General features: G+C 59.6%; 9 protein-coding genes and 1 tRNA gene. 5 read left to right on the top strand and 5 right to left on the bottom strand.

Annotated features, from left to right (window positions below):
* Both H1Y01_RS11515 and H1Y01_RS11510 read right to left on the bottom strand, forming a co-directional pair.
* Window positions 1-2,276 (bottom strand): ATP-dependent Clp protease ATP-binding subunit (locus tag H1Y01_RS11515; protein ID WP_180540664.1); only part of this gene is annotated, 2,276 nt, incomplete at its 3' end.
* A gap of 106 nt (window positions 2,277-2,382) precedes the next feature.
* Entirely contained in the window at window positions 2,383-3,087 is a 705-nt protein-coding gene (locus H1Y01_RS11510) for an ABC transporter ATP-binding protein (RefSeq protein ID WP_180540665.1), read from the bottom strand.
* A 123-nt stretch (window positions 3,088-3,210) separates the two neighbouring features.
* Between H1Y01_RS11510 and H1Y01_RS11505 the strand changes: the two genes are divergently transcribed.
* Window positions 3,211-3,387: a hypothetical protein gene (locus tag H1Y01_RS11505; protein ID WP_180540663.1), complete on the top strand. Its 177-nt coding sequence runs from the start codon at window positions 3,211-3,213 to the stop codon at window positions 3,385-3,387.
* Window positions 3,388-3,564: 177 nt separating this feature from the next.
* Here H1Y01_RS11505 and H1Y01_RS11500 read toward each other — a convergent pair whose 3' ends face one another.
* The gene (locus H1Y01_RS11500) at window positions 3,565-7,236 is read right to left on the bottom strand and encodes a PAS domain S-box protein (RefSeq protein ID WP_180540662.1); all 3,672 of its coding nucleotides are present in this window, start codon (window positions 7,234-7,236) and stop codon (window positions 3,565-3,567) included.
* Between the two features lie 123 nt (window positions 7,237-7,359).
* Between H1Y01_RS11500 and H1Y01_RS11495 the strand changes: the two genes are divergently transcribed.
* On the top strand, window positions 7,360-7,539 hold the full coding sequence (locus tag H1Y01_RS11495; RefSeq protein WP_180540661.1) for a hypothetical protein: 180 nt from the start codon (window positions 7,360-7,362) through the stop codon (window positions 7,537-7,539).
* 80 nt (window positions 7,540-7,619) lie between these two features.
* Window positions 7,620-7,706 (top strand) — tRNA-Leu (locus H1Y01_RS11490).
* A gap of 81 nt (window positions 7,707-7,787) precedes the next feature.
* Here H1Y01_RS11490 and H1Y01_RS11485 read toward each other — a convergent pair.
* Window positions 7,788-9,737, bottom strand: coding sequence for an MGH1-like glycoside hydrolase domain-containing protein (locus H1Y01_RS11485; RefSeq protein ID WP_180540660.1), 1,950 nt, complete (start codon window positions 9,735-9,737; stop codon window positions 7,788-7,790).
* Window positions 9,738-9,895: 158 nt separating this feature from the next.
* Here H1Y01_RS11485 and H1Y01_RS11480 point away from each other — a divergent pair, with 158 nt between their 5' ends.
* Both H1Y01_RS11480 and H1Y01_RS11475 read left to right on the top strand, forming a co-directional pair.
* Window positions 9,896-10,186, top strand: coding sequence for a nucleotidyltransferase family protein (locus tag H1Y01_RS11480; RefSeq protein ID WP_180540659.1), 291 nt, complete (start codon window positions 9,896-9,898; stop codon window positions 10,184-10,186).
* On the top strand, window positions 10,183-10,533 hold the full coding sequence (locus tag H1Y01_RS11475; RefSeq protein ID WP_180540658.1) for a HepT-like ribonuclease domain-containing protein: 351 nt from the start codon (window positions 10,183-10,185) through the stop codon (window positions 10,531-10,533). The genes H1Y01_RS11480 and H1Y01_RS11475 overlap by 4 nt, the downstream gene beginning before the upstream one ends.
* Window positions 10,534-10,540: 7 nt before the next feature.
* Here H1Y01_RS11475 and H1Y01_RS11470 read toward each other — a convergent pair whose 3' ends face one another.
* The gene (locus H1Y01_RS11470) at window positions 10,541-13,654 is read right to left on the bottom strand and encodes an error-prone DNA polymerase (protein ID WP_180540657.1); all 3,114 of its coding nucleotides are present in this window, start codon (window positions 13,652-13,654) and stop codon (window positions 10,541-10,543) included.
* Window positions 13,655-13,806: the final 152 nt, after the last annotated feature.

The following is a 13,806-nucleotide window of genomic DNA, read 5'->3' as shown; positions in this document are numbered from 1 at the left end:
AGCGGACGCGCGCCGTAGCTCCGGTCGCCGAGTGTCTTCTCGATAATGTACTTCGCGGCGTCGGTCGATAGCTTGATCTTGAGCTGTTTCGCGACCAGGTTGCCGTTGATCTGACCCACCAGCAGTTCGATGATCTTCAGCAGGTCATCGTCATTGAGCGAAGTGAACAGAATCACTTCATCCAGACGATTGAGGAACTCGGGGTTGAACGCGCGCTTAACCTCACCCCGGACCAGATCTTCAACCTTGGTCGGAACGCCCTCGGTGTGCGGCGCGGAGAAGCCGAGATGACCGCGCTTCTCCAGGAAGCGGGCCCCAAGGTTCGACGTCATGATGATGATCGTGTTCTTGAAATCGACCGTGTTGCCGAGTCCGTCGGTCAACTGGCCGTCTTCGAACACCTGCAGCAGGATGTTGTAGATATCCGGATGGGCCTTCTCGATTTCGTCGAGCAGGATGATCGCGTAGGGAGACCGCTTCACGCGCTCGGTGAGCTGACCGCCCTCCTCATATCCGACATAGCCCGGAGGCGAACCGATCAACTTCGAAACCGAGTGCTTTTCCATGAACTCGGACATGTCGAAGCGGATCAGCGACTTTTCGCTGCCGAACAGGAAAGAAGCCAGCGCACGGGCAACTTCGGTCTTGCCGACGCCGGTGGGTCCGAGGAACAGGAACGAACCGGCAGGACGGTTCGAAGCCTTGAGGCCCGCACGGGAGCGGCGGATGGCGCGAGCCAGCGCGGAGATCGCTTTCTCCTGGCTGACGACGCGGTGGTGCAGCTCTTCTTCGATCCGAAGGAGCTTGGTGATCTCCTCCTCTTTGATCGAAGTCATTGGAACGCCGGTCCAGCGGGCGACCACGTCTTCGATGTCGTCCTTCGTCACCACTCCCGTTGATGAATCGTCGAGGTTGTATTTCTCGCGGAGCTGGCGCATGTTCTCGCGCTCTTTGCGCTCCTCATCGGAGTAGAAGCGGGCCTTCTCGAACTCATGGTTCGCGATGGCGTTCTCCATGCGGTGCACGATGAACTTGATGCGCTTCTGGATGTCGGCCAGATCGCTGGGAAGCGTGGTCTGGCGAAGCTTCACGCGCGCGCCGGCTTCATCGATCAGATCGATCGCCTTGTCCGGAAGGAAGCGATCCGGAATGTAGCGGCTGGAGGTGAACACCGCGGCCTCGATCGCCTCATCCGTGTAGCCGACCGCATGGAACTTCTCGTAACGGTCTTTGATACCGAACAGAATCTTCACGGCGTCGGTTTCGGACGGCGGCGGGACCTTGACTGCCTGAAAGCGGCGCTCGAGGGAACGGTCCTTCTCGATCGACTTGCGGAACTCGCCGGGGGTCGTCGCCCCGATGCACTGAATTTCGCCGCGCGAAAGAGCAGGCTTGAGGATGTTGGCCGCATCCAGCGAACCTTCCGCCGAACCGGCGCCGACCAGCGTGTGAAGCTCATCGATGAAGATGATCGCGTTTTGATTCTCCATCAACTCCTTCATGATGGTCTTGAGGCGTTCTTCGAACTGGCCGCGATATTTCGTGCCCGCCACAATCAGCGAAAGATCGAGCGCGAGAATGCGCTTATCCGCAAGGAACGAAGGAACTTCGCCCTCGGCAATCCGCTGGGCCAGGCCCTCGACGATGGCGGTCTTACCGACGCCCGGTTCACCGATCAAGACGGGGTTGTTCTTGGTGCGCCGGCAGAGGATCTGAATCACGCGTTCGAGTTCATAATCGCGGCCGATCAACGGGTCCAGCGAGTTATCGATCGCGGCCTGCGTCAGGTCGCGGCTGAATTCGGCCAGAAGCGAGCTCTCTTTGGGACGGTTCGAGGCCACTTTCTCGGACTGCGATCGCTGCAGTTCCTCCCGAATGGTCGAGAGCCGCAACCCGCGCTCATGCAGGATTTCGGCGGCAAAACACTTCTCTTCGCGCAACAGACCGAGCAGCAGGTGTTCGGTGCCGATGTGCTTGTGGCTGAGGCGCTCCGCTTCCTCGGCGCCATACGCCAGGACGCGCTTGCATTCATTACTTAGTGGCAGATCTACGGACGTGGAGACCTTCTCGCGTACGGTGGTGTGACCTTCAATCTGTTTACGGATGGATTCAACTGCCGCGTGGGAACGCAAAAAACGGTTAGCAAGTGTCTTATCTTCACGTAGGAGACCTAGGAGAAGATGCTCAGTCTCAATATAGGGACTGCCGAACTGACTTGCCTCATACCTGGCGAAGAATATGACGCGGCGTGCTTTCTCAGTGTATCGCTCAAACATACGGAATTAGGCCCCTCATAACAACGAGACGCTGTCTGGGATTGGCTCGTTAACTCAATTATAATGCCCGCGCGGTTTTTCGCAGGATTTTCGTTGCAAGCGTTCGTCAGGCGGTCGCAGAACCGGGCGCCTCTTCGTACAACATTCCGTTTTGGAGCCGCAACACGCGGTCGCAGCGTGCGGCAAACGCAACGTTATGCGTCACAAATACAGATGTGAGACCGAACTGGGTATGCAGATCTTCGATTAACGCGAAGACGTTCTCACCCGTTCGCTGGTCCAGATTCCCGGTGGGCTCGTCGGCCAACAGGAGCGCGGGACGGGTCACGAGGGCGCGGGCAAGCACCACACGCTGGCGCTCTCCACCCGATAATTCGCCGGCGCGATGATTCGTACGGGCGGCCAGACCGACGTCGGCTAACCGGGACGCCGCTTCCCGCTCAGCATCGGGGCGCGCAACGCCCCGGATCAGAAGCGGCAGGAACACGTTTTCGACGGCGGTGAATTCCGGGAGCAGGTGGTGGATCTGCCAGACGAAACCGATGTGACGGTTGCGATAGGCGGCCAGTCCGGCGTCGCTCAACTCCGATACCGCCTCGCCCCGATACAGAACGCGCCCGGCGCTGGGGCGATCCAAGCCACCGATCAGGTGCAGCAGCGTGCTCTTCCCAGCGCCGGACTCGCCGACAATCGCCAGGCGTTCGCCTGCGTGAATCTCGAAGTGAAGACCGGAGAATACAGTCAGGTTGCCGGTGCCCGATCGATACGACTTACTTAGGTTCTCGGCTTGAACGAGCGGAGGCTCTTGCATTGGTGGTAGTTCGCTCATTCAGCATAGCGGTGACGTATAAAACTTGACAGAGCGAATACAAATATCTACTTCTGCTTCGAAAGTTCGGTGCGTCAATAGAACCAGAGGTCACAAGAAGATCAGATGGAACACGCGGAATTGGTGCAGTTAGGAACCGACTTTCTGGCGGAGTCTCGGCGCCCCGAATTTTGGCTGGCCAGGTACGATCAGGCGCTGGCGAGCGCGAACGATCAACTGTTAGTGGAATTTGTCAACGAACTTGGACGCGAGTTGCATCTCTGCGTCAAGATCGCTGCCTAAGGTAGCAGACAAGGGGCATTAATCGAAAAGCACCGCTTACCCCCACCACGGCTGTCAGCGGACGACCCTCCCTTTCGGTCGGGCTCGGCGTGGGGCTGCACGGCTTCCTCGACCCGGCTCGATTCCCTTTTTCATCTTCGGTTGTATGTTACAGAGCCGCGACGGTGACGGAGCGGTCTAGATCGGCGGGGTCGTGCGGTCGTTCTGCAAAATCGCGGCGACCTTGGCGCTTATCGTTGAAACGTCGTAAGGCTTTTGCAAAAAGCCGGCGATTCCGGATGACGCGAAGCGCTGAGTCACTTGCGCCTCGCTGAAACCGCTGGAAAGCAGGATCGGGAGAGCCGGCCGCAATTTTTTGATTAGCGGAATCGCCTGCTCTCCGGTCATTACCGGCATCGTGAGGTCCAGAATCACTAAGTCGACTTCGGGATGAGCGCTCAATACCTCGATCGCTTCCGACCCGTTGGCCGCCTGCAGCACGCGGTAGCCTCGCCGCTCCAGCGAGAGCGATGCGGCCTCTAATACAATGCTCTCGTCGTCGACCACCAGTATCGTTTGACCGCTCGCACTAAAGGTCAGGCCGGGAGCCGCTTTTTGTCGCGGGGTTACTGGATTTTCGGATGCCGGTAAGAGGATCCGAAACATCGTACCGGCGCCCGGCCGGCTCTCGATTTCGATATCTCCCTTATGACCTTTCACAATCCCGAGGACTGCCGATAAACCCAATCCCCTTCCAGTAAACTTGGTCGTGAAAAACGGATCAAAGATGCGCTTCTGGGTATCCGGCGTCATCCCGATACCGTTGTCGCTAACTTCAAGGCTCACGTAATCACCAGCCGGAACGACAGTCTGTAGTTGCGAACTAAACTTGGACTCGAGTTGCCGGACGGAAGTCCGGATCGCGACGGTGCCTGGACGTTCGCCAATCGCTTCCGACGCGTTGATCAGAAGGTTCATGACTACCTGCTGCATCTGCGCTCGATCGGCGTCCACGAAGCTTCCTTTGCCATCGAGTTCCAAGCGGACCGTCACGTTTCGGGACAGAGACGCGCGCAGTAGTGTGAGGTTCTCTTCCACCAGCGAATCCAGATCGACCGCCTCGATCGCAAAGCTGCCCTTACCCGAAAACGCGAGCATCTGGTTAGTCAGCTCAGCAGCGCGTTCCGCCGCGAGAGTAATCTGTCCGGCCATGGAGCGAACTTCTTGCGAATTCGTCTCCGCGAGCAGGCTGGCGCATCCCAAAATTCCCGTCAGCAGGTTATTGAAATCGTGCGCGACTCCGCCGGCCATCACTCCGAGGCTCTCCAGACGCGCTCTCTCACGGAATTGCTCTTCCCGTTGGCGCTCCCGTTCTTCAGCCAGCTTGCGCTCCGTGATATCGCGGGTGGAACCTGCCACCGCTTCCACGGAGCCATCGTCCGCCCGCACGGGCACGAAGATGTACTCGTAGTGGCGGGTTTCGCCCGACGGACCGGTAAAGTCCGTTTCGTCCCGAAGCGGTTCGTTGGTTTCGATCACCCGCTGGATCTGGCTTTGCAAGCGCGCGGCGAGTTCCTGCGGATAAGCCAGGTCGAAGAAGTTCTTGCCGAGGATTTCCTCGAACGGTATTTGCAGCAATGAAAGTAACGCCCGGTTGGCGTATGTAAACCGCCCGTCCAGGTCGAAGGTGTAAGTAAAGTCGGGGCTATTGGATAGAGCTGCATCGAAAGTGTGCCATTGCTGGCGCAGCCGCTCTTCGGCTAGTTTCCGCTCGCTAATCTCACGCCCCTCCGGAACAATCAGGGATACGCGGCCCTGGTCGTCAAAGACGGGATGGAAGGAAATGTCGAACGTCTGGTACTCCCCTGACGGCCGGCGTATGGTCGCCTCAAAGCGCACAAACTCGCCGTTCGCGGCGCGACCCAGGTACTCGCGCACAACCTCCGGAGCACCAGGCGTGTGGGTGAACCAGGGCGTTTCCCAGAACGGGCGTCCGACCACATCCTCCCGCTGGTAGCTGGCGAACTCGAGCGAGGCGCGATTGGCCTCCAACAGAGTTCCATCGGGAGCTAGCAGGCCGATGTATTCGTAAGTGCCGTCAAAGATCGCGCGGAGCCTCTGCTCACTATCGCGGAGCATCGCCTCGGCCCGCTTTTGGTCATCGATATCGATATGCACACCGACGATGCGTTCAGGCGATCCGTTTTCGTCGTAGAATATCTGCCCTTGACCACGCAGCCAGCGGACCGTTCCGTCCGGCAGCACGGTGCGAAATTCATCGGCAAATTCGGCGTCCTGTCGCGCCAGCGAAATCTCGAGACTGGCGCAGACGCGAATCCCGTCTTCCGGAAACACGATACGGCCCCAATCGTCGTGTGTTCCGGGGAAAGCGCCCTCGGCCAATCCATAAAGCGCTTCGAGCTCCGCGGTCCAGATGATCCGATTCTCTTTGAATAGCCAATCGAAACTGCCGATCCGTCCGGCTCTCTGGGCCAAACGAAGCCGCTGCTCCCTTTCCCTCAGCGCCCGGGTAACACGCGTGCGCTCAATCGACTCCCAGCAGCGGCTGCCGACGAGTTGCACCAGCTCCACGTCTTCCGCCAGCCATTGGCGCGGTGTCACCTGGTGAACCGACATCGCCGCCACCAGCCGTCCTTCTTTTTGGAGGGGCACCGAGATGTGAGCGGCTATAGAAACGCGGCGGTAGGAATCGAGGACATCCGCAGATTCGAAATCGGCCTCGACATTTGCGCTTACGCACGGCAAATTCGCGCGCAGCCGCCGCGCGGCTTCAGCGCCGAATTGGGAGAGAGCGTAACGTCCAACCACACTCGGAACACCCGGCCGGGTATAGTTCCACAAAACCTCGAAATCATCCTCGTTGCTGTCGTAAACACCATAAGTGCTGCGGTCGACGCCCAGGTGGTCCCCCAGCAGGCGCGCGGCTGCGGCGATGATGTCCACGGGCTCGGTCAATGCGCGCGTGGCATCGCCAAGCTGGACCAGGAAGGCATCCCGCTCGCTTTGCTTCCGTTCGGTTAAGTCGACAACGAAGCACCCGACCTCAGGCCGTTCGGCCGAGGAGTGGATGACGGCCGGCGCGACCAGAATCGGTATGCGGCGGCCGGTCTTCGTGAAGTACGCCGTTTCATACGGGAGACAACTGCCGGTTGCCCTAAGCTGTTCCAGGGCATCCCGGCCGAGATCGGTGAACTCAGGCGGGGTAATCCGATCCCAACGCACCGATCCGGAGATCACGTCCTGTTCGGTGTAGCCAAGCAGATCGCGGAGTTTCGGATTCAGATAGGAGACCCCGCCCTGGAGGTCGCCCAGGAGAAATCCCACGGTGTTCGATTCGGCCATCTGCCGGAAGCGCGTGTCGCTAATCTGCCGCTCACGGTCGGCGTGGGCTTCGCGCTGCTTGGCGCGTACGGTCTCGGTGATGTCTTCCACCGAATGGAGAATGTACTGGACGCGACCCTCCGCATCCAGTACCGGCGAATTCAACGCGCGCCAGTAGCGCTCTTCGAATCCGCCGCCTCCGGATGGCGGCCGCGCGACGTCATAGCGCTGCAGCGGCAGGCGATCCGGTGTGCGCGTCGCAATGACTCGGGCGAACGACTGGCGCTGATTGTGAACTCCGGTCGCCGCCGGATCGTCGGGGTTGTCCGGGAAAACGTCGAACACGCTTCGCCCCACCATGTCTTCGCGTTTCGTGCCGCTTACCCGTATGTACTCGTCGCTGGCCGCCACGATGGTGAATGCCGGATCGTCCGGCAAAATGACCAGAATTGCATTGGGAGCACTTTCGAAAAACGCGCGGAAGTCCGGGGCCGGTGAAACGTTGACCGGTTCGTTATTTGGCTTCAAAACGAATCCATCTTCCATTCCATAGTGTGACAGCCGGAGCGGTGCATTTGTTGACAGAAACGATACAAAAGTCGACCGCTCTACGAGGGTTGGAGTGCGTCAATAAGAGCAGGGACAAGAACAATGATCACCCACGCAGACCTGATTCAAGCCAGCACAAGCTTACTGGCGGATTCCCCGAAACCCTCGCACTGGCTCCCGCTCTATGACGCCGCCCTTTCAAGCGATAGCGACCGCGAATTGAAAGAGCTTGTGAGCCGGATTCTATCTGAGCAGTTGCAGGAGCACCGGCTCGCAGCCTGACTTCCGGCCCGACGCGTGTTGCGCCGCCATGAGCTTGTGTTAGGCTCAAAATCGAGTTTGCATCGCGCGAACGCAACAACGGCCTCGTGGCGGAATTGGCAGACGCACCAGATTTAGGTTCTGGCGTTCGAGAGGACGTCCCGGTTCGACCCCGGGCGAGGCCACCAGCGTTGTTCCGAAAACACCCGTTTGCCGGGGTAGAATGCGGTGTTTGCATCGTTTCAAATACGTGTATGCGGGCGTCTGCATTACCTCGACGCCGGCTCGGTCTGCTCCATATAGGCGATTAAGCCCAGCAAAGCGCCCCAGTGATAAAACCGATCGCTGCTCATAACGTCGTCACCTACACCAAGCGTCGCGTTATAGTTCTCATGAACGTGCCCGTTTTTCTTCCACTCTTTCAGGAATAGGTTAAGGGACTTCTCCGCCAGTTCCTTACGCGCCGCCGCTTGGTCGTAGTTACGAAGTCCCAGATACACAAGGTAGTTCATAGGTCCCCAAATCCGGCCGCGCCAGTACTCCTGGTCCTTATAGGCCGGATCGCTTCGAGCAATGGATGGCAACACGAATTCGCCGCCGAACTCATCGGGATTTTCAAGGTGTTCGCGCACCATCCGATCAGCCTGCTGTGTCGTTGCGGCGCGCGCCATTAGTGGGTAGAAATTGGTAGGTGAGACACGCGGGCTTAGTTGACCGGTGATCAGATCTTTGTTGAGAAACATTCCCGTCTTCTCATCCCAGAGGCCGGCCAACTTATCGCGATAATGGGCAGACCTGCCGGCCAGTTCCTTCGCTTCGGCAACTCGGCCAACTTCGCTTGCGATCGTCGCGAGCGCATCGCAATCGGCAACGTATAAGCCCATCAAGCCTACGTCGGCCAGCATCATGCGCTGGCTCTCCTTGTCGAACTTGACGTCGTCGTACATGGGCGAGTTGTCCAACCCGGACTCAAACCGCGCGCCCTGCAACGTACCCCGCGCGGAATCCTCAATATCTTCGGGTTGACCGTGAGCGTCACTGCCCCAGACCAGATATCCCTGCACGTCGCGATGTTCCGCCCACCAGCGATTCCATGCCAGCAGCCGGGGGAACGTATCCCGCAGTAGCCACTGCTCATGAAACTTCCGATAGAGACCGAGGATCGTCACCGCGCCGACAGGAGGCTCGGAGCGGTCTCCACTTTTCCACTCACCCGAGCGCGCGTAGTTAGGCACAAACCCGCTGGGTGTGGACTCGTTTAATATCTCGATCGCGTTCGCATAGGCCAGATCATGATCGCCGATCGATGCCAGCGACGCGGCGAAAAATGTATCCCAGTCAAAAAGAACGTAACCTCCCCACCCCACGGACCACTGGCGGCTTACCGGCGAGATCACGCGTTCGTGCTCCGGATCGTAAATCGTGTCCCAACCAAGGACGGTTTGGATCGCGTCCGCGATGGATGCCGCACTTCCGGCCTTCTGGTTTGCCTGATCATAGGCTGCACGCCGGTCCGCGAGGATATTCTGGACTTCCGCCATCGTGCGCGGTTTACCAGACACGAACGCCACCGGCCTGTCCAGATCCGTCGCAAAATACGGACCGGCGACGGGCGCGTTGAAGGCCGTGGTCTCGACGCCGTCAAGGAAGAACAAGGTCCGGCGGCTGGCAGCATGCGCCGCGATTCGGTCCTGCGTTTTCGCCACGGAGCCAGGCCGGTTCCAGAGAAAACTAACGGAGAAGACAGCCGTCATAGGCAGCTGCCCAACGGACGAAGGAGCGGTGAGAGGGGTGACCAGGAGAACGAGATCACTGGCTTCAGTTCCGGACTGAACACGGCCGGACTGAACCCGAAACGTCCGGCCCCTCCAGGTGAGCGTCAAGTCGGTATAGCTTCCATCGAAGGCGTGCGGACCCGGAAACACCTTCTCGGCGTGGGCATCCTGTTGACCGATCAAGGCAGTCGAAAGAAAGCTTTCGCCGTTTAACCGCTTCTTATCAAGAAAACCGACGCGCACCGCCAGCCCTTCCGGAAGCAAGACATGGGTAGTAACGCTGCGCACATCCCAGGTGTTCCAACCGCGCCCGAGCCGCTGCTGAAGTTGCGCGTATTCAGGCGATCTGAGGCGCGGGCTTTTCACCGGGAGCGTCTGAGGTTTGCCGACGACTGGGACGAGGGACAGGAAGCTGAGCGATAGACCAAGCAGAGACGGACGCATAACTATCTAGGATAAAGATCGAGCAGACTCAGCCCGCAGATTTCGGCCGGCCCTGCATCTCATCGGTATGCAGCCGGGGAACTTGCAGGCGGCGTTCGGATCGCGGATGGACTCGCGTGTTACCTTGCGACTGTAAGCGCTTTCCGGCAAGTACACCTATGAAACCATCGCACGCATTAAGAGCCCACCGGGACGAATTGCGAGAGCTTGTCCGTCGTTACGGTCTTTCGCACCCGCGCGTCTTCGGGTCAGTTGTAAGTGGTACCGATACGGAAGAGAGCGATCTTGATTTGCTAGTCGAACCCGGAGAAACGACCAGCCTACTTACAATCGCGGGTTTGAAGATGGACGCAGAAAAATTGCTGGGAGTGCCGATATCCGTTTTAACTCCGAACGGATTGCCTCCGAAGTTCCGCAGCGACGTCTTGCAATATGCCCAGCCTTTATGAGGCATCCGGAGCGCGTCGAGGATTATTTGAAGCACATTTCGGAAGCCATTGACCGAGCGACGGAATATCTTCGGCCGCTCGCAGACCTTGAAGCCTTTCAGGAGAACAGGCAAGTTCAAGACGCGGTTGTCCGCAATATCGAGATCATCGGCGAAGCCGTGAACAAGATTCAAAGAATAGCGCCGGATTTCATCAAACGCCATCCCGAGCTTCCTTGGGCGGAGATGCGCGGCATGCGTAACGTAGCGATCCATGAGTACTTCTTTATCGATCTGCCAATAGTCTGGATGACCGTCAGACGTGACCTCCCCGCGCTGAAGCAGCAGATTGATGCATTGCTAATGTGAGCGCCCTTCAGTGAAAGTTATGCGCCGGGGACGCGTCCGTCTTATGCGGCAGCCTGGTTACTTTCCGCGCCAGCACATGAATTACGTTGTCCACATTCTGCAACTTACCCTCAACCATCAGCCACGGCTCCGTCACCAGTAACAGCCGCTGCTCCGCAAACAGATCCGGCATAACGACCGCGTTGGCAATCCCCGTCTCGTCTTCCACACTTAGAAACACAATGCCGGCCGCGGTCCCCGGCCGCTGGCGCACAATCACGTTCCCCGCGATCCGCACCAAACCGCCGGGTCGCACGCGCGCCAGATCCCGAGCGGGCGTGACCCCCAGCGCATTCATCTCCTCGCGCCGGTACGCCATCGGATGCCGCCCGATCGTCACCGTTGTCCCGCGGTAGTCCGCCGTCACCCGCTCCTCGGTCGTCATCTGAACTAAAGGCGATTCCGGCGCGGTCTCCGGAACCGAAATCAGCAGCGGTCCCGTCGGCCGTGAAGCGCGCCCCGCTTTCCACAACGCATCGCGGCGATGCTTTGGATCCAGCGGATTCAGCGCGCCGATTTCCGCTAACCGGTTCATCTCATCGGTATGCAGCTCGGGAACGCGGCCGGCCAGATCATCCACGGTCTCGAACGGACGCTCTGCCCGCGCCTTCAGAATCGCCTGAGACGTTGCTTCCCGCAGCCCGCGCGCATAGCGCAGGCCCAACCGCAAGTGCTTCTTCGCGCCGTCTTCCTCCACGGTGCAATTCCAGTCGGAGATCGTGATGTCGACCGGAAGCACCCGCAGTCCATGCCGCTGCGCATCTTTGATCAACACCGCCGGATGGTAAAAACCCATGGGCTGATTGTTCAGAATCGCCGCCGAGAATGCCGCCAGATAGTGCACCTTGAAGTAGCCGCTCGCATACGCCAGGAGCGCGAAACTGGCCGCGTGCGATTCCGGAAACCCGTAGAGCGCGAACGAAGTGATCGACTGGACGATCAGGTCCTGCGTCGCCTCGTTGATGCCGTTGCGCGCCATGCCCGTCCGCAGCTTCACCTCGATGTCTTTCATCCGCTGTTCCGAGCGCTTGAACCCCATCGCACGCCGCAGGTCCTCCGCCTCGCCGCCCGTGAACCCGGCCACCACCATCGCCATCCGCAGCAGCTGCTCTTGAAACAGCGGGACGCCTAACGTGCGCGCCAGCACGGGCTCCAGCAGCGGATGCAGCGGCACCACTTTTTCGCGCCCTTGCCGCCGCGCCAGATACGGATGCACCATCTTGCCGACAATCGGACCCGGCCGGATGATCGCCACCTGCACCACCAGATCGTAGAACTTGACCGGCTTCATGCGGGGTAGGGAAGCCTGCTGGGCGCGGCTCTCCACCTGGAACCAGCCGATGGTGTCGGCTTTCTGCAGCGCGCCAAACACTTGCGGATCATCCGGCGGCAGGCAGCCGAGATCGATCTCTTCGCCCCAGTGATCGCGAATCAGCATCAGGCAGTCCTCCAGCACCGCCATCATGCCGAGGCCAAGCAGATCGACCTTCACGATGCCCAGATCGGCGCAATCTTCCTTGTCCCACTGGACCACCACACGGTCCGGCATGGTCGCGGGTTCAAGCGGCACCACCGTGTCGAGACGGCCCTGGCACACCACCATGCCGCCCGAATGCTGACCGAGATGCCGCGGCAAGTCCTGCAAGCCCGTTACGAGGTTCAGGAACGTGCGGATTTTGGGGTGATTCAGATCGAGCCCCGCGTCGCTGAATTGCTTCTCCGCGGTATTGTCCTTGTCTTTGAAACCCCAGATCGGAACCAGGCTCGACAGGCGGTCCAGCGTTTCCACTTCGAAGCCCAACACTTTCCCGGCTTCGCGCGCGGCCGATCGCCCGCGGTACGTGATCACGTTCGCCGTCATGGCCGCGCCGAACTTGCCATAGCGCTCGTAGACATGCTGGATCACGCGCTCGCGCTTCTCGCCGGATGGAAGATCGAGATCGATATCCGGCCACTCGCCGCGCTCTTCCGAGAGGAACCGCTCGAACAGCAATTCCATCCCGACCGGATCGACTGCCGTGATCCCCAGCGAATAACAGACTGCGCTGTTCGCCGCCGACCCGCGCCCCTGCACCAGAATGCCTTCATCGCGGCAGAAGTTCACCACGTCCCAAACGATCAGGAAGTAACCCGCGAGCTGCAGCTTTTCGATCAGCGCCAGTTCGCGCTCGATCTGATTGCGGGCTTTGTCGTGATAGGGCCGGTAGCGGCGGCGTGCGCCTTCGTCCGTGCGTTTGCGCAGGAACGACATCTGCGTTTCGCCGCGCGGCACGGGATATTCGGGGAACTGGTAGCCCAGGTCGGATAGCGTGAAGTTCAAGCGCGCGGAAACGCCGTTGGTGTTGGCGATCGCATCCGGCAGATCCGCGAACAATTGCGCCATCTCTTCCGGCGGACGCAGATGGCGCTGCGAATTCTTCGAGAGCAGCCGCCCCGCTTGGGCCAGAGTCGTTTTGTGATGGAGGCAGGTGAAGAGGTCGAGAATGGACCGCTGTTCCGGCCGGGCGTGACAAACGCCGCCCGTTGCAACTAACGGAATCCTCATCCGGCGAGCGAGCTCCACGGTTGCTTCATTCCGCCACTCCTGCTCGCGATCGAAATGCCGCTGCACTTCGACGTAGACATTCTTCTTGCCGAAGATGCCGGTCAGTTGATCGAGACACTTGCTCCCGGATTTAGACGGGAGCGCCAACGCGAGGGGTCCGCGTTCATCGCCCGTCAGGCAGATCAGTCCGTCGGCGAATTCGGTGAAATCTTCCGGTGTCGCGATGGCGGGTTCGTTCTTCGGGACCCGCATCTTGGCCCGCGTGATCAGACGGCACAGGTTCTGATATCCCGCGCGGCTCTTCACCAGCAGCGGATAGCGCGCCCCATCGGCGCCCAGGATTTCCGCGCCGATATGCGCACGGACGCCGGCCTTCTTCGCCGCCAGATGAAAGCGCGGCGAGCCGTAGAAGCCGTCCCGATCCACCAACGCGAGCGCCGGATAGCCGAAGTGAGCAGCGATGGCGGCGTACTCTTCGGGCAGACTGGCGCCCTGCAGAAAGCTGAAGGCGGAGCGGGCGTGCAGTTCGATGTACATTTCGCCCTTTGTTCGCCTATCAGTCTAGCGCAACGCAGAATCAAACCGTCCCGTGCGCCGTGCTGGTTAGAACGCATTACCGCGATTAGTCGATTAGTACTAAAACCCGAACTTTTCCAACCCCGGATGTTCGACATTAGACATACAATTAC

Origin of the sequence: Nevskia soli (genome assembly GCF_903970205.1) — a bacterium.
In the GTDB taxonomy this organism is placed as follows: domain Bacteria; phylum Acidobacteriota; class Terriglobia; order Bryobacterales; family Bryobacteraceae; genus Bog-113.
This window is presented reverse-complemented; position numbering and strand designations above follow the sequence as displayed.

Coding starts and splice junctions, on each gene's coding strand:
- H1Y01_RS11510 (WP_180540665.1), bottom strand. CDS start 3,087: ATGCAAGAGCCTCCGCTCGTTCAAGCCGAGAACCTAAGTAAGTCGTAT.
- H1Y01_RS11505 (WP_180540663.1), top strand. CDS start 3,211: ATGGAACACGCGGAATTGGTGCAGTTAGGAACCGACTTTCTGGCGGAG.
- H1Y01_RS11495 (WP_180540661.1), top strand. CDS start 7,360: ATGATCACCCACGCAGACCTGATTCAAGCCAGCACAAGCTTACTGGCG.
- H1Y01_RS11485 (WP_180540660.1), bottom strand. CDS start 9,737: ATGCGTCCGTCTCTGCTTGGTCTATCGCTCAGCTTCCTGTCCCTCGTC.
- H1Y01_RS11480 (WP_180540659.1), top strand. CDS start 9,896: ATGAAACCATCGCACGCATTAAGAGCCCACCGGGACGAATTGCGAGAG.
- H1Y01_RS11475 (WP_180540658.1), top strand. CDS start 10,183: ATGAGGCATCCGGAGCGCGTCGAGGATTATTTGAAGCACATTTCGGAA.
- H1Y01_RS11470 (WP_180540657.1), bottom strand. CDS start 13,654: ATGTACATCGAACTGCACGCCCGCTCCGCCTTCAGCTTTCTGCAGGGC.